Genomic DNA, 19,521 nt, shown 5'->3' with positions numbered 1-19,521 from the left:
CATTAAACATTTCAATATCATTGGAGGTGGTAATATTGAAATTTCCGCTTTTTTCAGCTATGCCTTTGATTACGGCTTCGGTGTGTGGAACAGTCCAATGATCAAAACCTGTAAAAAGGGAAAAAATCAGGATATTTTTTTTGGTTTCCAATCGGGGATAATCCTCAGGTAATTTCGAGATTATAGAATGAGTCCATTCATCTGTTAGTTCAAATGGTTCTAAATCTTGAGAATATATCCAGAAAACGGGAATCAATAGGCAGGCTAAATATAGATAATATTTCATAATTCTTTAATATCCAGTTTTTTTATAGACATTATTGTATAAAGTAAGTTAATTTAATATACTGAATAAGTCCTTGTATGATAGTATAAAAGTCATGAAAATCTTATTTTTGACCAATTCAAAATACCAGCTTTTTTTAGTTGATTCTTAGGAGTTGGTAAAATATGATTTAATCCAATTATTCAATTTTATATTATTTATGAGTGATTTATTTTCGTTGAAAGATAAAATTTTTGCTCTCTCAGGTGGTACTGGAACTTTGGGTGGCTCTATTGCTAAATATCTTGTAGAGCAAAATGCAAAGGTTATTTTGCTTGGTAGGTCTACGAAGAAATTGAGGGACAAAAAAAATGAACTTGACGCTATTTCTGAGGGTAGTACTTTTACTTACGAGGTGGATGTTTTAAATGAAGAGGCTCTTAACGAGGTTAGGGAAGAAATCTCACTTAAATTTAACACATTGGATGGATTGATAAATCTGGCCGGAGGAAACATTCCAGGTGCCACGCTGAGTGCTGATCAAAGTATTTATGATATAGCGTTATCGGATACGCAGAAAGTATTGGATATTAACCTTTTTGGGACAGTAATCCCAACTATTGTGTTAAGCGGAATAATGGCTAGACAAGGCTATGGTTCCATAATAAACATATCTTCCATGGCTTCAAAACAAGCTATTTCACGAGTATTGGGCTATTCTATGGCCAAGGCCGGAGTGGACACCTTTACACAATGGATGGCCAATGAAATGGCTTCAAAGTTTACGGACAAAATAAGGGTCAATGCAATTGCCCCAGGTTTTTTTATTGGTAATCAAAACAGGAAATTGTTGACGAACGAAGATGGTTCATTTACGGAACGCGGAAATAAAATAATAAGCAATACGCCAATGGGAAGGTTTGGAGATGCCTCTGAATTGAATGGGATGATACATTATTTATTAAGCGATGCCTCCAGTTTTGTAACAGGGGTGTGTTATGACGTTGATGGTGGGTTTAATTCTTTTTCAGGAGTCTAAATAACAATAAGAATAAACCTTATTCTTGGAACTAGTTAGGGTTGAAGAATATCTTTATAATTAATAAAAAACTCTTCCATCTTAATCATTTTTTTACTCAAAAACTGCATAGTTTGAAGCCAAGTATTTTTATTATGTATTGAAACGTCATTAAGAGAAATATAAATTCTTGAAATTTCCTTCTGATTCTCCAAAATAAAACAGTCTTCAAAAATTGCGTTTGGCAAGAATTCATTGATCAATATACTTTTTAGCGATTCCAATTTTTCCCAAAGCTGAATTCGCTGTTCTAATTCTCCTTCCACATCTATGGATACCATGGCCTTTTTAGTATCGAAATGAAATTTAAAACTAAGCCCTTTAATTTTTGTTTTATACATAATCCATTTCCGTGGATAGGATTTTCCAAATGAAATCCAGAATTCCTCTCTTAATTTTCGTGACTCCTCTTTACTAAACATTATAGAAAATAGGCTATAATTATTCCGAACAAAATGACCGTTAATTTTCGAAGGTTGAATTTATGCCCTTCCGAACTTTCAAATAGAATTATGGTAGAAATATGCAGTAACACACCAATTACCATGGCATTGATAAAAACAAGATTATCCATTATAAAATTCATGGATTGCGACAAATAAGTGCCTAATGGCGTCATAACAGAAAATAGGAGGATAAATATTATGGAGGTAGTGAGTTTTAACTTAGAACCCATTAGAAATATGCTGAGAATTATGGCGATTGCAATTTTATGAACCAAGATACCATAGATCAGACTATTGTTTTCTGAAAGGGGTACACCTTCCAGTAATGCATGGAGCGATAAACTTCCTAGTAATAACCAAGGGAAGTTAGTGTTTGAATTGGATAAATGTACATGCCCATGTTCCGCCCCTTTTGAAAAAAACTCCAAGAAGATTTGCAGCAAAATTCCTAGCATGATATATATGCCAATATGCTTCCCACTATGATCTTCGTAAACCTCCGGTAACAATTCAAAAATGGTCAATGCCAAAAGGAAGGCACCACTAAAAGCCAACAATAACCTAAAATGCTCTTTTTTATTGGGTTTGTAGAGGTACACAAAAAGAAAACTCAAAAGCACGCCAAGAATAGGCAGAATATAGATCATTAAAATCAGGGTTTAGTACGGAATCGAGAGTGCCCTCTCTTTGCTGCACCAAAATTAACGTATTTTTGCTGTATACTTAATATCGTTTATGGGTAATAATTTTAGAATGATAGCCAAAACTCTTTTTGGCTTTGAGGAAATATTGGCAAAAGAACTTAGAAACCTAGGGGGCGGAAATGTTGAAGTTGGAGTGAGGAACGTTGCGTTTGATGGGGATAATGGGTTTATGTATAAGGCCAATCTGTGTTTACGTACCGCAATAAAAATTATTAAACCCATTAGCTCTTTCCAAGTTTCCAATGAAGATGATTTATACAGAAAAATCTATCGAATGGATTGGGCGGAGTATTTATCGGTCGACGATACCTTTGCAATTGATGCTACCGTTTTCTCCGATAACTTTACACATTCATTATATGTTTCCCAGAAGACTAAGGATGCCATTGCCGACAAATTTCGCGAAACTGATGGTAAGCGGCCCAATGTGGATGTAAAATCCCCTGATTTACGAATCAACATCCATATTCACAAAAACGACTGTAATGTTTCCTTAGACAGTTCTGGAGCTTCCCTGCACCATAGGGGGTATAGGATTGCGACCAATATTGCCCCTATCAATGAAGTGTTGGCCGCAGGTCTTCTTTTATTGAGCGGCTGGGATGGACAATGCGATTTTATGGACCCTATGTGCGGTAGTGGCACCATGCTTACGGAAGCGGCCATGATTGCCTCTAATATTCCCGCTAACATTAATCGCAAGGGTTTTGCCTTTGAAAAATGGCCGGATTTTGATGCGGAACTTTATGATAAGATTGTAGACTCCAGTCTAAAAAAAACAAGGGAATTTCATCATAAAATAATAGGTTTTGACAAAGCCCCTTCCGCAGTTAGAAAGGCTATTGAAAATGTAGAAAATGCCAATCTCACCGAATATATAGATATTAGTAGGGAAAACTTTTTTAAGACTAAAAAGGAAACAGAGGGCCCTTTACATATGTGTTTTAACCCTCCTTACGGGGAAAGGTTGGATATAGATATGCAGAACTTTTATGCCTCCATAGGGGACACCCTTAAACAAGGATACCCGGGAACCAATGCCTGGTTAATTACCTCCAATCTGGATGCCCTTAAATTTGTAGGTCTTAGGCCTTCTAGAAAAATTAAGGTCTTTAACAGTCACTTGGAATCGAGATTGGTGAAATATGAGATGTACGAGGGGAGTAAAAAAGCCAAATATAATCACTAAAAAAAATTCAATGAAGCCTAAACAAAAAGCCCTATTGTATAACTTTTTTAGCTTTGCCGTAGTTTTTATAATGGCAAGATTTGGCCTGGCCTATTTTTTGGAAATTAAACCGATTTATATTTCCATAACATCTGCTATTATTGCAATGGTCATCGCCCCCAAGTTCGCCGTTGCTCGCATAGAAGGAAAGGAAAAACTCATGATGAAGTGGGTATTTTTAAAGGGGTTTAAGGAAATCTGATTATTGTTCATTTTCCTGTTCCACGGGCTTTTTCTTCTTTTTGTAAAGGGGTATGAAGTAGGAGATGGAATAATTGTAGCCTACACCAAATCTGCTTCCGCCCGTAACCTTATTGAATCCTGGTATCCAAAGATTGGGAAAACGGGGATCACCACCATCTGAGTCGGAAACCAGAATGCCTAACCGGACACTAGCTCCCAAAAAAATGTTGGCAAAGAGTTCCACTTTAGTTCCAAAAAGTGCCTCTATCCAAACCGCGGACCGACCTGAAAATTCCTCTGAAATATTGGAACCTTCGGCAAAACCCTCCGGGTTCCAGTATCTATTTGAATTAAAATATTGGTAATTGTTCAATGTCTGGCTAAAGCTACTAAATGCCAAACGACCACCATAAAACAAGAGATTTTGCTCCCCATACCAATTCTCATAGGTGTTGTTGTCTATCCCAATTTTCAAATAACTTCCGGTAGTGGTAAAATTATATAGGTCTTCCTGCTTTGTCTTGTCTTCTGTACCTAGTTCTGCCGCGATGTAAAGTCTATCCGTTATTCGATAGTCGGCCACTATTTCAAAACCGGTGTAATTATCGTCCAAGGAGCTTATTATGGGCCTACTTAGATCAATTCCTGCCCTAAGTCCATAGGCCTGTCTGTACTCCACCGTATCCTTGGGTTGGGTGTCAATGGGCTTGCTTTGGGAAAAGCTTTGCATCAGACTAAAGAGGAAAAAAGTACTAATGAAATATCTTAACATGGGTAGAATCTGAGTTTGTAACGCTTGCCCTAATGACTTCTATATCTGCAATCCAATTACCGGAACCCGTTTGTAGTTCCGTGGATACATTATCATAATTGACTACAAATCCACAAGCTCGGGACTTAAAATCTTCAATCCGGTCGTAATTAAAGGTCAATGTATCAATATTACCGGTTTCCTGCCCATTATCATTGGAGGCTGAATTTGAAATTAGGTAAAAGGTAGTTGAGTTTTCCTCCGTTCTTAACGGAATGGCAACACTGCTTAGATTTGATCGGTCCGTAAATGTGTTCACAGTTACGGTCTGTCCTTCGCCCACAATTCTAAGAGCGGTTACGTTTTTAACGGCTGTGGTATCGGCTACGTTAAAAAACTCAAGGACAAGCAAGGGGGTATTTCCTTCTACGCAAATGTCATCCTTTTCGCATGAAGTTAGGGTAATGGTAAGCAAGAAGGTGAAAATCACTCGATTTAATTTCCGCATGCTAATTTTTCTTTTCCAAAAGTACGACATTTTCAACATGATGTGTCTGAGGAAACATATCCACGGGTTGTACCTTGACCACATCATATATATCCTTTATTAGCTCCAGGTCCCTGGCCTGTGTGGCACTATTACAACTCACATAGACTATTCTTTTTGGGGAAACGTTCAGAATTTGCTGTACAACATCCTTATGCATTCCGTCTCTTGGAGGATCTGTAATTATTATATCAGGTTCTCCATGTTGTTTGATGAAGTCATCGTTTAGCACATTTTTCATATCCCCTACAAAGAATTCCACGTTTTTAATCTGGTTATGTGCGGCGTTTGCTTTTGCATCCAGTATGGCATCTGGGACCGATTCAATCCCGATGACCTTTTTTGCATTTTTCGCAACAAACTGGGCAATGGTGCCAGTACCTGTATACAGGTCATATACCAATTCATTTCCTTGAAGCTTTACAAAGTCACGGGTGACTTTGTAAAGCTCGTATGCCTGTTCTGAATTGGTCTGGTAAAATGATTTTGCCGTTATCTTAAATTGAAGCCCTTCCATTTCCTCAAAGATGTGATCCCTTCCGGAAAAACAAACCACCTCTTGGTCATAGATGGTGTCATTTTGTTTTTCATTGATTACATAGAGCAGGGAAGTTATCTCGGGGAATTTTTCCTTTAAATGCTCAAGAAGGAGCTCTCTTTTCTGTTTGTCGTTTTCAAAGAATTGGATCAGTACCATAAGTTCTCCTGTTGAGGAGGTTCTAATCATCAATGTACGAAGTAGGCCATGTTGATTTCGCGGGTTAAAAAAAGTGAGCCTATTTTTAATTGCAAAGTTTTTCGTTTCCAATCTTATGGCGTTGGAAGGGTCTCGCTGAAGATGGCATTTCTTTATGTCCAGTATTTTGTCCCACATACCTGGAATGTGAAAACCTAAGGCATTTTTATCTTCTATTTCTTTTTCTGATTTAATTTCATCAAGCGTTAGCCATCGACTATCTGAAAAGGAAAACTCCATTTTGTTTCTGTAGAAGTATTGTTTTTTTGAACCTAGTATTGGATTTATTTCCGGAAGCTCCAAATGGCCTATTCGCCGGAGATTGTTCTCGACCTCTTTTTGTTTGTAAAAAAGTTGGTGATCGTAGCCCATATCTTGCCACTTGCAGCCACCACAAACCCCAAAATGCTGGCATTCCGGTTCTACCCGTTTTTCTGATCGTTTGTGAAAATTGGTAGCAACCCCCTCGAAATATGACTTTCTTTTCTTAGTGGTCTGTACATCGACTACATCGCCAGGTACGGCGTTCGTTAAGAAAATGACCCTACCGTCCGATGCCTTACCAATCGTTTTGCCTTTGGCACCGGCATCTATGACCTCCACATTTTCAAAAACCAGTCTCCTTTTGTTTTTCCGCATGCGGCAAAAATAATAGGTTTCTTTGGATTGATAGGTAGGATAATGATAGTATTAACATGCGTTTTTACATAGTTAAAATAGGCTTTAAACTAAGATGGATTATTTGTACATTTGAAGCTCTACAGGGATGATTTCTCTCCCACGCTGAATTTTCGTCCCAATGCCCATTGGGATTTAGAAAGGATAAAGGTACAGAAGGAATTGCTAAAGTCTTATTTAAAGTAATTTTTTATCATGTCAGTTTTAGAAAACATCACTTCTGAAGATGCCATTGCATTGGAGGACAAGTACGGTGCCCACAATTATCATCCATTACCTGTTGTTCTGAGCAGGGGTAAAGGTGTATTTGTTTGGGATGTGGAAGGAAAAAAATATTATGATTTTCTTTCTGCCTACTCTGCGGTAAACCAAGGCCATTGTCATCCTAAAATCGTCGGTGCCATGATGGAGCAGGCACAGACATTAACGCTCACTTCCAGGGCATTTTACAACGATAAACTGGGAGCTTTTGAGAAGTATGCCACCGAAACATTTGGTTTTGACAAGCTCTTGCCTATGAATACCGGGGCTGAGGCCGTAGAGACCGCCTTAAAAATCTGTAGGAAATGGGCCTATGAAAAAAAGAACATTGCAGAGAACGAGGCGGAAATTATAGTGTGCGAAAATAATTTTCATGGGAGGACCACTACTATAATATCGTTTTCCAACGACCCTGTGGCGAGAAAGAATTTTGGCCCCTACACCAAGGGATTCATCAAAATCGAATATGATAATCTTAAAGCCTTGGAGGAGGCCTTAACCAATAACCCTAATGTTTCTGGTTTCTTAGTGGAACCTATACAAGGAGAAGCAGGGGTATATGTTCCATCCGAAGGTTATCTTAAAAAGGCCAAGGAACTGTGCGAAAAGTTCAATGTATTGTTCATTGCAGATGAAGTGCAGACCGGTATTGCACGTACAGGAAGACTTTTGGCTACCTGTGGCAACTGCTCTTGTCCGGATAAACATTGCAGTGGCACCCCGGAGGTAAAACCCGATATTCTGATATTAGGAAAGGCATTGTCTGGAGGGGCTTACCCTGTTTCTGCAGTTTTGGCAAACAACGAAATCATGGAAGTGATTAGACCCGGTAACCATGGAAGTACTTTTGGGGGCAACCCAGTTGCCGCTACCATAGCTATGGCTGCTTTGGATGTAATAAAGGAGGAGCGTTTGGCCGAAAATTCCCAAGAGTTGGGGGAACTGTTCCGTTCTGAGTTGAATGAATTTATTCCACATTGCGATTTGGTCACTTCGGTTCGAGGAAAAGGATTGCTAAACGCTATTTTGATCAATGATAGAGAAGAAAGTTCCACCGCTTGGGATATCTGTATGGCATTGAAGGAAAATGGCTTGTTGGCAAAACCGACCCATGGAAATATTATAAGGTTTGCTCCGCCCTTGGTGATGACCAAGGAGCAGCTGCTGGATTGCGTTGATATTATCAAAAGGACACTTTCCAATTTTAAGAAATAAAAAAACCCCCGAGATGCCTCGGGGATTTTTTATATAGTTTTGGCCCTACTTCTAGAAATTACCTGAGGACATAATAATAGCTACGATGGCCCCGAAATAAATGATGGTAAATATCAGGTAGACCAGTGCCAATCCCAATCCGATGTAGGATAGGATTCTACCGGTTTTGGCATTTTCGTAGCCGCTATAGCTGCTTTCCGTGTCGGATTGAAATATGTTTTCCGCTTTCTTGGCATTGCTCAATCCAATGAAGCTAAAGATGGCTCCAAAGGGACCGCAGCAGAAAATCGTTAAAACAATGGACAAAATGCCAAAGGTAAGGGCGTTACTGGCGCCTGGTAGTGGTTGTGTACTCATATCCAATTATTCCTCAATTCCCCATTGTTCCATCATTTCCCTGGATTGTTCCATATAGGCATCCCAGCCACCCATGGACATAATGGAATAGATTGACCATAGCAAATAAAGCACGCCTAGAGCAAGCACTACTATAGAAATAGTCTTTGCGGTTTTTAATGTGCTATAGTTAGAATAGTTTTCTGGATTCTGTTTGTATAGTTTTTCATCCTTTAGAGCAAGAAATAAAGCTATTCCTCCAAAAAGGACTCCAGGTAAACCTGCAAAACAGCAGCATACGAATCCTATAATCGATAATACGATAACTATAGTAACATTGGGTAATTTTTGTTGTTCCATAATTTAAAAGGTTTGGTTATATAAATTTAAGTGTATAATTGATCAAAATGAAGGCTACGGTAGTCAACATTAACATGTTGGTTATATTATTTGAATATTTTGTTTTTATCGTCTTTCCAAACAATAAAAAACAAAAAAGCAGAATCATCGGGTAGATGGCCGGATACATGTTAAAGGCTTCCACAAATTCTCCTTTAATTAAAAAAAGGACTGATCGTTGAAGTCCACATCCAGGACAGTCAAAGCCAAAAATTTGCTTGGAAAAACAGGGAAGCATGAACTTTTCAACATTTATAAAATACAAAAGGGCCGATACTTGCATGGTGCTAATAATTCACAAGCTGAAAATTACCATTATTTTTGGGTAATCAAAACAAAATTATGGCTCATTTTAAAATAGGGGATAGGGTAGAGACTATGGACGATGTGATCAAAGGTAAGGTGTCTCAAATAGAGGGGACAGAGATTACGATAGTTACTGATGATGGATTTCCGATGCAATTCCAAAAGAATGAACTGGTTAAAACGGCCGGGGATATCCATGTGAGCAATTATGAAGTGGCCCTAGTAAAAAAGGAAAAGGAAATACCCAAAAGAAAGAATAGAAAGGCAGTAAAACCTAAAGAGAGAAATCTTCCAAAATTGGAGGTGGACCTGCATATTAACCAATTGGTCAAGAACCCCAAATCACTAAGCAATTTTGATATGCTCAACCTGCAATTGGAAACGGCAAAAAGGCAATTGGATTTTGCAATAGGAAAGCGAATTCAAAAAGTGGTTTTCATACATGGAGTTGGTGAAGGAATTTTGCGGGAAGAGCTATATTCCCTTTTCCGGAAGTATGATAATGTAAATTACTATGATGCAGATTATCAAAAATACGGACTGGGCGCCACGGAGGTTTACATATATCAGAATTATTAAAGTTAGGGAGTTGTTGTAGTAACCGTACCAAATTCGTTAATCCGTAAATCCGTTATTCTACTTTCATTTTCCGTGACCAAAGAAATACCGCTTAAACGTATCGTATGTTGATACGTTACTGCATCTTGTGTGGTAGTGGTAATATAAATTATTCCATCTTGGGCGGTAATTTCCTTCGTAACCACAGGTTCTATAGGGGGAACATCAGCACAGAAATAATTCGAGGAAACCGTACCGGAAAATATTCTATAGATAACCGACCCGGATTCGTTTACGTTAATAGCAATATCCTCCGTTGTTACCTCATTTTTAATGGATTCAGCGGGTAGTTCTAGAATTAAGGCTTCATCCCCATTGATTTTGAATAGTATATTGGATGTGGTAACGGAGACCCCGCCACAATTTTGGACAGCGGTAATGCTATCAAAATCCAGTGTTTCAATTTCCAAATTTCCGTCATCGCAGGAAAGGAAGATTATGCAAAGGGCACAGGCTATATATCTTTTCATCTATTTAGATTTTACAGTTACGAAGTAATTGAGCTTAGGAAATTTTGGTGGGTTCACGAGTTACCAAAGCAAATTACTGATGCCAAATTTAACGGAATTTATCGGATATGATTCAAAGGTTTTATGACCTCTTAGGTATAAAATAAAATCGTGTACAGGAATTAAAGTACTTGGATACTGCAATGATAGGTTTACGCAGGCTTTGAGATATCATGATCTATCTCTAAGGTGGTTTGCTTTATTTCAATTATTTTTGGGGTTTCAAAAATACTGTAAGGCCCATGAAACATGTTTATCTTGATAATGCCGCTACCACAAGGGTACGGGATGAGGTAATTTCTAAAATGCAGGAGGCATTGGCCAATCATTACGGCAATCCTTCTTCTACGCACAGTTTTGGAAGAACGGCCAAAACGGCTATTGAAAGTGCTAGAAAAACTATAGCGAAATATCTTAATGCGCATCCGTCTGAGATAATCTTTACTTCTGGAGGTACGGAGGCGGATAACATGATCTTGAGGGGTGCTGTAAGGGATTTGGGCGTTGAAACCATTATAACATCCAAGATTGAACACCATGCGGTGTTACATACGGTAGAGGAAATGGAAGAATCTGGACTTATTCATTTGGCATATGTAAATCTGGATGAAGCAGGGAACCCAGATTTGGAACATCTCAAACAATTGCTTCAAAAGGATTCCACCAAGAAATTGGTGAGCCTTATGCATGTGAACAATGAAATAGGAAACTTATTGGATATTTCCTCGGTGTCCAAAGTCTGTAAGGAACATGGGGCCTTATTTCATTCGGATTCTGTACAATCCATTGGACATTATCCATGGGACGTAAAGGAAGTTCCGGTTGATTTTCTGGCCGCTGCCGCACATAAGTTTCATGGTCCCAAGGGAATTGGCTTTGCTTTCATTCGAAGAAACTCCGGACTTAAATGTATGATTTCGGGTGGTTCCCAAGAACGAGGTTTTAGGGCCGGTACCGAATCCTTTCACAATATTGTTGGCTTGGAGGAAGCCTTTGTGTTGGCCTACGACAATCTTGAAAAGGAGCAGGGATATGTAAAAGATTTAAAGGGATATTTTGTGGAAAAGCTAAAAAAGGAGATACCTGAGGCCAAGTTCAATGGCCTTTCCGGAAGCTTGGATAAAAGTACCTACACCTTGGCCAATGTATGTCTACCCGTAACTCCGGAAAAAGGGTTGATGCTCCTTTTCCACTTGGACATAAAGGGGATTGCTTGTTCAAAGGGAAGTGCTTGTCAATCCGGTAGTGATGCAGGTTCCCACGTACTCAACGAAATTCTTGGCGATAAAGACCTTAAAAAACCATCATTGCGGTTTTCATTTTCAAAATATAATACAAAGGAGGAAATTGATTACACTATTGAAGTACTTAAGGAATTTGCGTGCCAATAAAATTTATTACGTCTAGTCCTTTCTGTCTTTTTTGCGTTCTCTTTCGTACGGGAACTTCCGTATGGCAAGTCTCATCATCCTGTCTATAAGGTCATCTGTGTTCTTGCCTGTTTTTTTATTGATTTCCTTTTCATACTTCCAAAGAAGTTTGCCGGTATCCCCGTCACTTATCTTTACACCGATTCTTCCATAATTTGCATCCCCTGAAAAATAATCGGTTATATCAAAATCCGTAGAAACTCCTTTGGACAATAGGACATTTAAGTCCAAGGTTCCACTAATAATGCCGTCCACTCCTAAAATTTCACTTAATTGTTTTGTGGTGTAAACGTCTATATTATTATAATCAATTTTATTTTGGGCAAGGATGGCCTTGGTATCCTTAATATTTTGAAAGTTGACCGGGAATTTCTTTTTTTTCTTTCTTTTTGAGAAATAGGTTTCAAAGGCATCCTGAACTGCGTAACCTTCTTTTTCCTCCAAGGATTGTATGTCCCCTTCAGAAGCATTATCCTTTAAGTCCAAATTGGTCAAAAAAGGCAGAATGGCCAATACCCTATGATCATCGCTCAATTCATCGAAATGAGGGTTTTCGTAAATATTTTTTTGGGCATTTAAGGCAATGGCCCCAAGAAGGAAAAGGTAAAGGATGAATTTTTGCATTTTCTTTATTACAATCTCATTTGTAATCTTAAATTAAGAACCCTGGAGGTGAGATAATTGGGAACGGCATATTCATTCTTGCTGTCTACGTCCCTCACCCATGTATTGGTTATAGAATTTTGATTGTTGAACAAATTAAAAATTTCAAAACCAACACTAAGTTCCTTAAAAGAATGTAACCAATGATTTGGGTCAAAAGTCTTATTCTTATCTGCAAAAATATAGGAAATTCCTAAATCGGCACGTTTATAATCTCTTAATCTATTCTGAAAAATATAGGGGTCGGCATAACTTGGTGAGCCTCCTGGTACGCCTGTGCTGTAAACCAGGTTTAAATACATCTTTAAATCAGGAATATTGGGAATGTAGTCCTGGAACAGAATACCCAATTTTAACCTTTGATCGGTCGGTCTGGAAATATAGCCTCGGTTATCCCTGTTTTCTTTCGTTTCCATATAGCCCAAACTTACCCAAGATTCGGTACCAGGGACAAATGCCCCGTTTAATCTAAATTCGGCTCCGTATACATAAGCTTCGGCATTATTATTGGCGCCGTATCTAATACGTACATCTTCCAAAGTATAGGGATTTACCTGTGTCAGTTTTTTATAATACCCTTCGCTTGTTAAGGAAAATGGACGATCCCAAAGTAAGAAACTATATTCGTTTCCGGCCACAATATGAAAGGATTTTTGAGCATCGACACGGGGATTAATGGTTCCGGTGCTATCCCTCAACTCCCTGTAAAAAGGGGGTTGTTGGTATAAACCCGTGGCAATTTTAAACAACATGTCCCTTTTCCATTTGGGTTTAATGGCAAATTGTGCCCTGGGACTTATGATTGTTTGTGATATCTTCTCTACATTCTGACCGCTAACCGTCCAATGTTGGGCCCTTATTCCCAGATTGTAGTAGAGTAAATTGGATTTCCATTCTGTTCGTGTCCCCATTTGTAAAAAAGCTGAAAACCGATTTGTTTTTACAAAATTTAAAGCGTTAATACTCTGATAAGCTTCCAAGGGGGCCACAAAAGGTTCTTCTGGTTGGTTATTGGTAAAAGGAGTTCTGGGAGGCCTAATGGAAAACCCTACGGAGTCTATAAATTCTGATTCCCTTAATTGGTCCCTAATATCCTCATGCGTGTACTTTATTCCCCATTCCCATAAGGTTTTGTCTTTTTGATGGGTTCCCTTGTGCGTCAAATTAAAAATAAGCGCATCCAAATCATTTCGTGCCCTATTGAATTGAGACCCGACGCCCCTATTATTAGTTGACTGCCCAAAGTTTGCACTCGCCAAGTCGCTATCCACTTCACCAAGTGCATAACTTGCTATTATATCCGAATATTCTTCCTCAGTGGTGTGATATAGGGATGAAATTAGTTTTAGGGTGGTATTTTCGTTTACAAAATAGTTTGCCTTGAGAGCGCCCAATTCGGTAGCAAAACGATTGTTTTCCTTTCCTTCATAGAAAATGGTCAATGCCCTAGGGTCTGCTATTGTTCCAAAATTGGTCTGTCTTCGTCCCGGTTCATTTTTATAATTGTTAATGGAAAGGTTTCCCAAGAAATTGAGACTGAATTTATTGGTAACCTGATATGTGACATAACTTTGAAAATCTGTAAAGGAGGGCTTTAAGCTACCCTGGGTTTGAAGGCTGTTCAGTAAAAGCGAATTATTCCGATAGCGAAAACCTGATGTGGAACTCAATTTCTTGTTTTTGGATCGCGTATCCATGGAGATATTCGCACCCAAGAAACTAAAATCTCCTTTTATACTCTTACTAGTAGGAATTTTATAGGTTATATCCAATACGGAAGAAAGTTTGTCCCCGTACTTGGCTTGAAATCCGCCTGGGGAAAACATAACATCCTGTACCAGATCACTGTTTACAAAACTGAGTCCTTCTTGCTGGGCGGAACGAATAAGAAACGGTCTGTACACTTCAATTTCATTGATATAGACCAAATTCTCGTCATAATTTCCACCACGCACTGAATATTGTGTGCTCAATTCGTTGTTTGACGTCACACCAGGTAAAAGCTTTAGAATGTTCTCGACACCGGCATTGGCTCCCGGTATTTTTCGAATTTTTTCCGGGGAAATGGACAGGACTTCCATTGGCTTTCTATTTCCATTGGCCGTGATGGTAACTTCATCTACCTGAAGTGCATTGGATTTTAAAACAGGGTTGAATTCTAAGGTTTCGTTTGTGTTCAGTAGTAAATTTTCCAGAATCACCTTTTGATAGCCTATATGCGAAAAAATGATGGTCGTTTCAACATCGGAAACCAGTTCCATTAGATAGAAACCCGTATCATCCGAAAAGGTCCTTGTTGTGCCAGAGCTAATTTCAGTATTGGGCAGGGGATTATTTTCCCCATCCAACACAATTCCTGTTATGGAGGCAGTTTGGGCAGCCCCAATAATGCAAAAAAGCAGTATTGGGACGAAAATGATGTTCCTAAGCTTCAAAGACTTTAGTTTCTATAAAAAGGTGTGGACAAGGTACTTTTATTCCCCACATTATCAGTAACGGTAACTTCAAGGACACATTGCTTTTTATCCAAAATCTTATCGTCAAAATTATAGGTAAGCGTATTTGTTTTGGGCTCATACTCCATTAAGATCCATTCGCCATTAAGGGTAGCTGAGTATGTATTGACTCCGGTGAGGTCATCTGAAATGTGTACACTAAGATATCTGTAATTGTTCAACCATTGTTTTTCCTTGAAGTTTTTAGTTCTTATGGCCGGTGGTATGGTATCCTTCGCTAAGGTGTAAGTACCAAGGTTCCTTGTCCTGGCCGTGAAGGTATTTCCTCTTTTGTAGGTGTTTAAATGGCTAGGGTTGAGCCTTTCATCCAACCTGGCAATAAACATTTGTTTTTTTTCTTCTTCCGAATATTTATCTACATCAAAAGTGATAGTAAAATTGCGGTGTGCCGGAACGGTGTTCCTATGAATGGTCACGGTGTCCATACCCTTTTTCAAATTCATATAAAAGTCCTCGTAAAAGGTATTTTCTGGAAAAAAAACCTTAGCTCCGCCTAAGTCAAAGTTATTCGGTTTTTTGGCGACGATATAATAATCCGTTTTGTCGTCCTCTTTTTTAATTTTGACCTCTTCATTTTTTCCTTCCACGGGAATATTCAACGTCACTTTATTTCCCTTTAGGTCAGAAATCAACAATTGAAGGTTGTAGCTTAACCCTTCACGAACTTCTATAATACCGTTGTTATAAAGTTCATTGTAAATGCTAAGATAATTTCCAGGGGATTTGAATAATTTTTGGATTCTATCCCTATAACGTCCGTAGTAATCGTAATCTATCAGAGTATTGATATATCTTGTTTCCCCGAAAGAGAAGGATTCAAAATCATAGGAGCAATAGACCTTCCCATTTACAGAAAGCGATACCGCATAGACCCCATTTTTGTTAGCGGCCATGTCCAGTCTATCGAAACCTACATATCCTATCCCAATTTTTCCCAAGGCATGAACCGTATTGGCCAGATAGGTACCGTCTGGTTGCCGACTAAAGTTTACCTGAATCTTGTCACCGCTTTGGTTTACTTGGGAGTTTTCAGTAAGTGGGTAGACAAAAAGTTTTTCTAGTGTCGGATTGGTGGCATCTGGAACATCGATACCGTATAATAAGGGATTTGTCGGTTTTTCGGATATACTGCTGCGTATCTCAAAATGAAGGTGAGGGCCTGCCGAACCTCCAGTATTTCCAGTATAGGCTATAAGCTCATCCTTTTCGATTTTTAATTCCCCAAAATTGGGAAAAGCTTCTACTTCATAGGATTTTTTATCATACTGAAGCTTTTTTACATATTCTTCTATTTTTGGAGAGAATTTTTGTAGATGAGCATATACCGATGTATAACCATTGGGATGCGCTATATAAAGCACCTTGCCGTAGCCCCAAAGTGATACTTTTATTCTTGTTATGGTGCCGTCCGCAACTCCATATACCGGTAGGCCTTCCCGTTGTTGTGTCTTTATGTCTATTCCTGCATGAAAATGATTGGAGCGCAATTCCCCAAATGTACCGGCCAAAATAAGAGGAATGTCCAAAGGTGATCTAAAGGCATCCTGAGGATAGCTCTCCTGGCCATGAATCAAAATCGAAAATAACAAAATGGATATAATCGCTAGGTTAAATCTCTTCATAGGGGCGTTAAGTTAATACGAAAATAAATAATAGGCTTCAATTCATGAAAGCCAAGGTTGCCAAAAATATGTGAATTACCTTAACACCTATGTTTACACATGTTTTTAGGATGGTAAAAGAATATTTATTAAAAGTATTGCTAAGTCTATAAACGAATGTTAACTTTGTGTAAATCGCATCGAATTTTTGTATGAGCGAATTAATTCAAATCGTTGATTCCTTAGAGAATAAAATTAGCAAGTTACTCCATAGAATGGAAGTTCTTAACAAGGCTAATAAGACGTTGGAGAATGAATTAAATCAAATAAAATCCAATCATGAAAGTACACGGAGAACCGTTTCTGAATGGGAGGAAAAATATAATTCGCTCAAACTTGCAAATTCAATGCTTGGCAGTAATACGAATAAAACAGAAGCTAAGCTTAAAATAAATACATTGATAAGAGAGTTGGACTATTGCATAGCACAACTTTCGGAATAATGTAGAATACCATGTCTGAAAAGCTCAAAATAAAGCTCTCGATCGCTGATAGGGTCTACCCATTGACAATAGACCCTAGTCAAGAAGAGGGATTGCGAAAAGCAGCCAAAAATATTGAACAGTTGGCCAAAAAATTTGAGCAGAACTATGCCGTTCGGGACAAGCAGGATGTATTGGCCATGTGTGCCTTGCAGTTTGCCTCCAAAATAGAACAGAAAGGCATAGAAAGGACAAATGGCACCTTGGAAGCGGAGGAGCGTTTAAAGGCCCTAACGGAATTGGTGAACCTACAGCTTGCCTCAAAATAAATACGTTCTTTTAAATACATTAAGTTACTGCCCACATTGGTAATACCTTTTGACGAACTCAACATTAATTAAGTTAAAAAGGGTGAGTTTAGGTTGTAAAAGCATGCCTTACTAGTATAAGGATCCTTGATCAGCCTGTTAGCCCTAAACCTGTTTATCGGAGTTTGTACAAAACTTCTCCAATGTGGGCTTTTTTTTAAATATATAAAACTATGGATAGTACAATGATTATAATAGCGGGTATTGTGGGTTTGGCCATTGGTTTTGGCATTGCCAAGTTTATGGAGAAAGGCAAGGCCTCCAAAACAATAGCAAATGCGAAGAAGGATGCGGCCCAAATTTTAAAGGAGGCCAAGGTTGAAGGTGAGAACATAAAGAAAGATAAGATTCTACAGGCAAAAGAAAAGTTCCTGGAGTTAAAGGCAGAACATGAAAAAGTAATAATAGGAAAGGACAAGAAAATCAATGAAGCGGAAAAGCGAACAAGGGATAAGGAATCCCAAGTGAGTAGTGAGCTGGCAAGAAACAAACAATTGAATTCCCAACTGGAGAACAAGATCAAGGAGGTTGAGCATAAGCAAGAGTTCTTTGAAAAGAAACAGGCAGAAGTCGATAAGCTTCATAAAAGTCAGGTTCAGCAATTGGAAGTTATTTCCGGATTATCGGCGGAGGAGGCAAAAAGTCAGTTGATTGAAAGTCTTCGGGATACCGCCAAGACGGATGCCATGGGCTATATCCAGACTACTTTGGAAGAAGCAAAGCTTACTGCCCAGCAGGAAGCTAGGAAAATAGTAATCAATACCATTCAAAGAATAGGTACGGAAGAAGCTGTTGAAAACTGTGTTTCGGTTTTCAATATAGAATCCGATGACGTTAAAGGTAGAATCATAGGTAGGGAAGGAAGAAACATAAGGGCCTTGGAATCTGCTACTGGTGTAGAAATTATTGTAGATGATACGCCAGAGGCCATCATATTGTCATGCTTTGATTCCGTTAGAAGGGAAGTGGCTAGATTATCGCTCCACAAGTTGGTGACGGACGGTAGAATACACCCGGCAAGAATAGAGGAAGTCGTTAAAAAGACCGAAAAGCAAATTGAGGCGGAAATCGTGGAAATCGGGAAACGGACGGTAATAGATCTGGGAATTCATGGACTACATCCAGAATTGATAAAGGCCGTTGGAAGAATGAAATATCGCTCGTCTTATGGTCAGAACCTATTGCAGCATTCCCGTGAAGTTGCCAAGCTCTGCGGTGTCATGGCTTCGGAATTGGGTCTTAACCCAAAAATTGCTAAAAGGGCCGGACTGTTACATGATATAGGAAAAGTACCCAACACGGAAGCTGAGGTAGAAACTCCGCATGCAATTTTAGGTATGCAGTGGGCGGAGAAATACGGAGAGAAACCAGAGGTATGCAATGCCATTGGGGCCCACCACGACGAGGTTGAAATGAAAACACTCATTTCACCTATTGTACAGGTTTGTGATGCGATCAGTGGTGCACGTCCTGGGGCAAGGAGACAGGTTTTGGATTCCTATATCCAACGACTTAAGGATTTAGAAGAAATTGCCTTTGGTTTTGGAGGCGTGCAAAAAGCATATGCCATACAGGCCGGTAGGGAGCTAAGAGTAATTGTGGAAAGTGAAAAGGTAAGTGATGAAAAGGCTGCACAACTTTCATTTGAGATTTCCCAAAAAATACAAACGGATATGACCTATCCTGGGCAAGTAAAGGTTACTGTAATTAGGGAAACCAGAGCAGTTAATGTAGCCAAGTAATAAGCATGAAATATTAAAATAAGAGGGAGCCTTTCAGCTCCCTCTTATTTTTTATCCAAGTTCCTAAGCCATAGTTTTAAGGTTTCTATATCCTCTACTGATAGGGCTATTTTATTGCCCTTTGGCATTTTCTTTTTTACAAACACCTGTTTGTTGATTTCTTTAGAGAGGCTATCCATATTCTGAAGGGTAAAATTTTGAACCCTTTTTTTAGATACATGGCATACATTACATTTTTTTTCCAGAACATTAAAAGCATTCTTTTTAAAGGAATCTTGTTCGGAAACGGTATTCTGCGAACTTATTCGTTGTACAGGTTCCAGTGATGTAAATTCTGAAAATGTTAGAAGTGCCAGTACGTTTAAAATGAAAAGATAGGAACTAAACATAGTGGTAATTACGCGATATGAAAAACCTTTGAACGGTCAATTAATATTTTACAGTTTATAGTAAACTGGC

23 protein-coding genes and 1 other RNA gene (1 of these 24 only partly in view) are annotated in these 19,521 nt (G+C 38.7%); 10 read left to right on the top strand and 14 right to left on the bottom strand.

What is annotated here, in order from left to right; translation table 11 throughout:
- A protein-coding gene (locus tag CJ263_RS01205) for a ThuA domain-containing protein (RefSeq protein WP_094995593.1) crosses the window boundary here: on the bottom strand, nt 1-286 show its 5' end (the start). The gene continues 629 nt to the left of window position 1, outside the view; 286 of the gene's 915 nt are visible here — the first part of the coding sequence; it begins with the start codon at nt 284-286; its stop codon lies off the left edge, out of view.
- A 199-nt stretch (nt 287-485) separates the two neighbouring features.
- On the opposite strand from CJ263_RS01205, the gene CJ263_RS01200 reads away from it, so the two are divergent.
- Complete coding sequence (locus tag CJ263_RS01200) at nt 486-1,304, top strand: SDR family oxidoreductase (RefSeq protein ID WP_094995592.1); 819 nt, start codon at nt 486-488, stop codon at nt 1,302-1,304.
- Between the two features lie 35 nt (nt 1,305-1,339).
- Here CJ263_RS01200 and CJ263_RS01195 read toward each other — a convergent pair whose 3' ends face one another.
- Together CJ263_RS01195 and CJ263_RS01190 are read right to left on the bottom strand one after the other, a co-directional pair.
- Complete coding sequence (locus tag CJ263_RS01195) at nt 1,340-1,765, bottom strand: DUF4268 domain-containing protein (protein WP_094995591.1); 426 nt, start codon at nt 1,763-1,765, stop codon at nt 1,340-1,342.
- On the bottom strand, nt 1,765-2,436 hold the full coding sequence (locus tag CJ263_RS01190) for a ZIP family metal transporter (RefSeq protein ID WP_094995590.1): 672 nt from the start codon (nt 2,434-2,436) through the stop codon (nt 1,765-1,767). Before CJ263_RS01190 ends, CJ263_RS01195 begins: the two co-directional genes overlap by 1 nt.
- 88 nt (nt 2,437-2,524) lie before the next feature.
- On the opposite strand from CJ263_RS01190, the gene CJ263_RS01185 reads away from it, so the two are divergent.
- Entirely contained in the window at nt 2,525-3,682 is a 1,158-nt protein-coding gene (locus CJ263_RS01185; RefSeq protein ID WP_094995589.1) for a THUMP domain-containing class I SAM-dependent RNA methyltransferase, read from the top strand.
- 10 nt (nt 3,683-3,692) lie between these two features.
- Nucleotides 3,693-3,923, top strand: a complete 231-nt coding sequence (locus tag CJ263_RS01180) for a hypothetical protein (RefSeq protein WP_094999052.1) — start codon at nt 3,693-3,695, stop codon at nt 3,921-3,923.
- Here the strand turns inward: CJ263_RS01180 and CJ263_RS01175 are convergent, their stop codons facing one another.
- From CJ263_RS01175 to rlmD, 3 genes are read right to left on the bottom strand one after another with little or no spacing between them, the layout of a single operon-like run.
- A complete protein-coding gene (locus CJ263_RS01175) occupies nt 3,924-4,676 on the bottom strand; it encodes a DUF6048 family protein (RefSeq protein WP_094995588.1) in 753 nt (250 codons plus the stop codon).
- A complete protein-coding gene (locus tag CJ263_RS01170) occupies nt 4,657-5,163 on the bottom strand; it encodes a DUF6452 family protein (RefSeq protein ID WP_094995587.1) in 507 nt (168 codons plus the stop codon). Before CJ263_RS01170 ends, CJ263_RS01175 begins: the two co-directional genes overlap by 20 nt.
- 1 nt (nt 5,164) lies before the next feature.
- Nucleotides 5,165-6,577 carry a 23S rRNA (uracil(1939)-C(5))-methyltransferase RlmD gene (gene rlmD, locus CJ263_RS01165; RefSeq protein WP_094995586.1) on the bottom strand — a complete coding sequence of 471 codons (1,413 nt, stop codon included), beginning with the start codon at nt 6,575-6,577 and terminating at the stop codon, nt 5,165-5,167.
- A gap of 234 nt (nt 6,578-6,811) precedes the next feature.
- Between rlmD and rocD the strand changes: the two genes are divergently transcribed.
- Nucleotides 6,812-8,092 carry an ornithine--oxo-acid transaminase gene (rocD, locus tag CJ263_RS01160; RefSeq protein WP_094995585.1) on the top strand — a complete coding sequence of 427 codons (1,281 nt, stop codon included), beginning with the start codon at nt 6,812-6,814 and terminating at the stop codon, nt 8,090-8,092.
- A gap of 51 nt (nt 8,093-8,143) precedes the next feature.
- On the opposite strand, the gene CJ263_RS01155 is transcribed toward rocD, so the two are convergent.
- From CJ263_RS01155 to CJ263_RS01145, 3 genes are read right to left on the bottom strand one after another with little or no spacing between them, the layout of a single operon-like run.
- Nucleotides 8,144-8,449 (bottom strand): CCC motif membrane protein, encoded by a 306-nt coding sequence (locus CJ263_RS01155; RefSeq protein WP_094995584.1) that lies wholly within the window; start codon nt 8,447-8,449, stop codon nt 8,144-8,146.
- 6 nt (nt 8,450-8,455) lie between these two features.
- Entirely contained in the window at nt 8,456-8,788 is a 333-nt protein-coding gene (locus tag CJ263_RS01150) for a CCC motif membrane protein (protein ID WP_094995583.1), read from the bottom strand.
- A gap of 16 nt (nt 8,789-8,804) precedes the next feature.
- Nucleotides 8,805-9,065 (bottom strand): DUF2752 domain-containing protein, encoded by a 261-nt coding sequence (locus CJ263_RS01145; protein WP_229702379.1) that lies wholly within the window; start codon nt 9,063-9,065, stop codon nt 8,805-8,807.
- 104 nt (nt 9,066-9,169) lie between these two features.
- Here CJ263_RS01145 and CJ263_RS01140 point away from each other — a divergent pair, with 104 nt between their 5' ends.
- Nucleotides 9,170-9,712 (top strand): Smr/MutS family protein, encoded by a 543-nt coding sequence (locus tag CJ263_RS01140; RefSeq protein WP_094995581.1) that lies wholly within the window; start codon nt 9,170-9,172, stop codon nt 9,710-9,712.
- A 2-nt stretch (nt 9,713-9,714) separates the two neighbouring features.
- Here the strand turns inward: CJ263_RS01140 and CJ263_RS01135 are convergent, their stop codons facing one another.
- A complete protein-coding gene (locus tag CJ263_RS01135) occupies nt 9,715-10,221 on the bottom strand; it encodes a hypothetical protein (protein WP_094995580.1) in 507 nt (168 codons plus the stop codon).
- Nucleotides 10,222-10,502: 281 nt separating this feature from the next.
- On the opposite strand from CJ263_RS01135, the gene CJ263_RS01130 reads away from it, so the two are divergent.
- On the top strand, nt 10,503-11,651 hold the full coding sequence (locus CJ263_RS01130) for a cysteine desulfurase family protein (RefSeq protein ID WP_094999051.1): 1,149 nt from the start codon (nt 10,503-10,505) through the stop codon (nt 11,649-11,651).
- 12 nt (nt 11,652-11,663) lie between these two features.
- Here CJ263_RS01130 and CJ263_RS01125 read toward each other — a convergent pair whose 3' ends face one another.
- The 3 genes from CJ263_RS01125 to CJ263_RS01115 are packed head-to-tail and all read right to left on the bottom strand — an operon-like array spanning nt 11,664 to nt 16,491.
- Complete coding sequence (locus CJ263_RS01125; RefSeq protein ID WP_094995579.1) at nt 11,664-12,314, bottom strand: hypothetical protein; 651 nt, start codon at nt 12,312-12,314, stop codon at nt 11,664-11,666.
- An 8-nt stretch (nt 12,315-12,322) separates the two neighbouring features.
- Nucleotides 12,323-14,788, bottom strand: a complete 2,466-nt coding sequence (locus CJ263_RS01120; RefSeq protein ID WP_188669416.1) for a TonB-dependent receptor — start codon at nt 14,786-14,788, stop codon at nt 12,323-12,325.
- 5 nt (nt 14,789-14,793) lie between these two features.
- Complete coding sequence (locus tag CJ263_RS01115) at nt 14,794-16,491, bottom strand: M23 family metallopeptidase (protein WP_094995578.1); 1,698 nt, start codon at nt 16,489-16,491, stop codon at nt 14,794-14,796.
- Nucleotides 16,492-16,682: 191 nt separating this feature from the next.
- Here CJ263_RS01115 and CJ263_RS01110 point away from each other — a divergent pair, with 191 nt between their 5' ends.
- The 4 genes from CJ263_RS01110 to rny all read left to right on the top strand — a co-directional run bounded on the left by CJ263_RS01110 (nt 16,683) and on the right by rny (nt 19,062).
- Nucleotides 16,683-16,973: a hypothetical protein gene (locus tag CJ263_RS01110; RefSeq protein ID WP_094995577.1), complete on the top strand. Its 291-nt coding sequence runs from the start codon at nt 16,683-16,685 to the stop codon at nt 16,971-16,973.
- Between the two features lie 11 nt (nt 16,974-16,984).
- Nucleotides 16,985-17,281 (top strand): cell division protein ZapA, encoded by a 297-nt coding sequence (locus tag CJ263_RS01105; RefSeq protein WP_094995576.1) that lies wholly within the window; start codon nt 16,985-16,987, stop codon nt 17,279-17,281.
- Between the two features lie 56 nt (nt 17,282-17,337).
- Nucleotides 17,338-17,447: non-coding RNA, 6S RNA (ssrS, locus tag CJ263_RS01100), on the top strand.
- A 46-nt stretch (nt 17,448-17,493) separates the two neighbouring features.
- Entirely contained in the window at nt 17,494-19,062 is a 1,569-nt protein-coding gene (gene rny / locus CJ263_RS01095) for a ribonuclease Y (protein WP_094995575.1), read from the top strand.
- Nucleotides 19,063-19,106: 44 nt separating this feature from the next.
- Here rny and CJ263_RS01090 read toward each other — a convergent pair whose 3' ends face one another.
- Nucleotides 19,107-19,451 carry a hypothetical protein gene (locus tag CJ263_RS01090; RefSeq protein ID WP_094995574.1) on the bottom strand — a complete coding sequence of 115 codons (345 nt, stop codon included), beginning with the start codon at nt 19,449-19,451 and terminating at the stop codon, nt 19,107-19,109.
- Nucleotides 19,452-19,521: the final 70 nt, after the last annotated feature.

Origin of the sequence: Maribacter cobaltidurans (assembly GCF_002269385.1) — a bacterium.
In the GTDB taxonomy this organism is placed as follows: domain Bacteria; phylum Bacteroidota; class Bacteroidia; order Flavobacteriales; family Flavobacteriaceae; genus Maribacter; species Maribacter cobaltidurans.
Note: the sequence above shows the minus strand (reverse complement) of the source record. Positions and strands in the feature narration are given on the sequence as shown.

What these genes read in the sequence shown, in the direction of transcription:
- CJ263_RS01200 (WP_094995592.1), top strand. Translation starts at nt 486, where the DNA reads ATGAGTGATTTATTTTCGTTGAAAGATAAAATTTTTGCTCTCTCAGGT.
- CJ263_RS01195 (WP_094995591.1), bottom strand. Translation starts at nt 1,765, where the DNA reads ATGTTTAGTAAAGAGGAGTCACGAAAATTAAGAGAGGAATTCTGGATT.
- CJ263_RS01190 (WP_094995590.1), bottom strand. Translation starts at nt 2,436, where the DNA reads ATGATCTATATTCTGCCTATTCTTGGCGTGCTTTTGAGTTTTCTTTTT.
- CJ263_RS01185 (WP_094995589.1), top strand. Translation starts at nt 2,525, where the DNA reads ATGGGTAATAATTTTAGAATGATAGCCAAAACTCTTTTTGGCTTTGAG.
- CJ263_RS01180 (WP_094999052.1), top strand. Translation starts at nt 3,693, where the DNA reads ATGAAGCCTAAACAAAAAGCCCTATTGTATAACTTTTTTAGCTTTGCC.
- CJ263_RS01175 (WP_094995588.1), bottom strand. Translation starts at nt 4,676, where the DNA reads ATGTTAAGATATTTCATTAGTACTTTTTTCCTCTTTAGTCTGATGCAA.
- CJ263_RS01170 (WP_094995587.1), bottom strand. Translation starts at nt 5,163, where the DNA reads ATGCGGAAATTAAATCGAGTGATTTTCACCTTCTTGCTTACCATTACC.
- rlmD (WP_094995586.1), bottom strand. Translation starts at nt 6,577, where the DNA reads ATGCGGAAAAACAAAAGGAGACTGGTTTTTGAAAATGTGGAGGTCATA.
- rocD (WP_094995585.1), top strand. Translation starts at nt 6,812, where the DNA reads ATGTCAGTTTTAGAAAACATCACTTCTGAAGATGCCATTGCATTGGAG.
- CJ263_RS01155 (WP_094995584.1), bottom strand. Translation starts at nt 8,449, where the DNA reads ATGAGTACACAACCACTACCAGGCGCCAGTAACGCCCTTACCTTTGGC.
- CJ263_RS01150 (WP_094995583.1), bottom strand. Translation starts at nt 8,788, where the DNA reads ATGGAACAACAAAAATTACCCAATGTTACTATAGTTATCGTATTATCG.
- CJ263_RS01145 (WP_229702379.1), bottom strand. Translation starts at nt 9,065, where the DNA reads ATGCTTCCCTGTTTTTCCAAGCAAATTTTTGGCTTTGACTGTCCTGGA.
- CJ263_RS01140 (WP_094995581.1), top strand. Translation starts at nt 9,170, where the DNA reads ATGGCTCATTTTAAAATAGGGGATAGGGTAGAGACTATGGACGATGTG.
- CJ263_RS01135 (WP_094995580.1), bottom strand. Translation starts at nt 10,221, where the DNA reads ATGAAAAGATATATAGCCTGTGCCCTTTGCATAATCTTCCTTTCCTGC.
- CJ263_RS01130 (WP_094999051.1), top strand. Translation starts at nt 10,503, where the DNA reads ATGAAACATGTTTATCTTGATAATGCCGCTACCACAAGGGTACGGGAT.
- CJ263_RS01125 (WP_094995579.1), bottom strand. Translation starts at nt 12,314, where the DNA reads ATGCAAAAATTCATCCTTTACCTTTTCCTTCTTGGGGCCATTGCCTTA.
- CJ263_RS01115 (WP_094995578.1), bottom strand. Translation starts at nt 16,491, where the DNA reads ATGAAGAGATTTAACCTAGCGATTATATCCATTTTGTTATTTTCGATT.
- CJ263_RS01110 (WP_094995577.1), top strand. Translation starts at nt 16,683, where the DNA reads ATGAGCGAATTAATTCAAATCGTTGATTCCTTAGAGAATAAAATTAGC.
- CJ263_RS01105 (WP_094995576.1), top strand. Translation starts at nt 16,985, where the DNA reads ATGTCTGAAAAGCTCAAAATAAAGCTCTCGATCGCTGATAGGGTCTAC.
- rny (WP_094995575.1), top strand. Translation starts at nt 17,494, where the DNA reads ATGGATAGTACAATGATTATAATAGCGGGTATTGTGGGTTTGGCCATT.
- CJ263_RS01090 (WP_094995574.1), bottom strand. Translation starts at nt 19,451, where the DNA reads ATGTTTAGTTCCTATCTTTTCATTTTAAACGTACTGGCACTTCTAACA.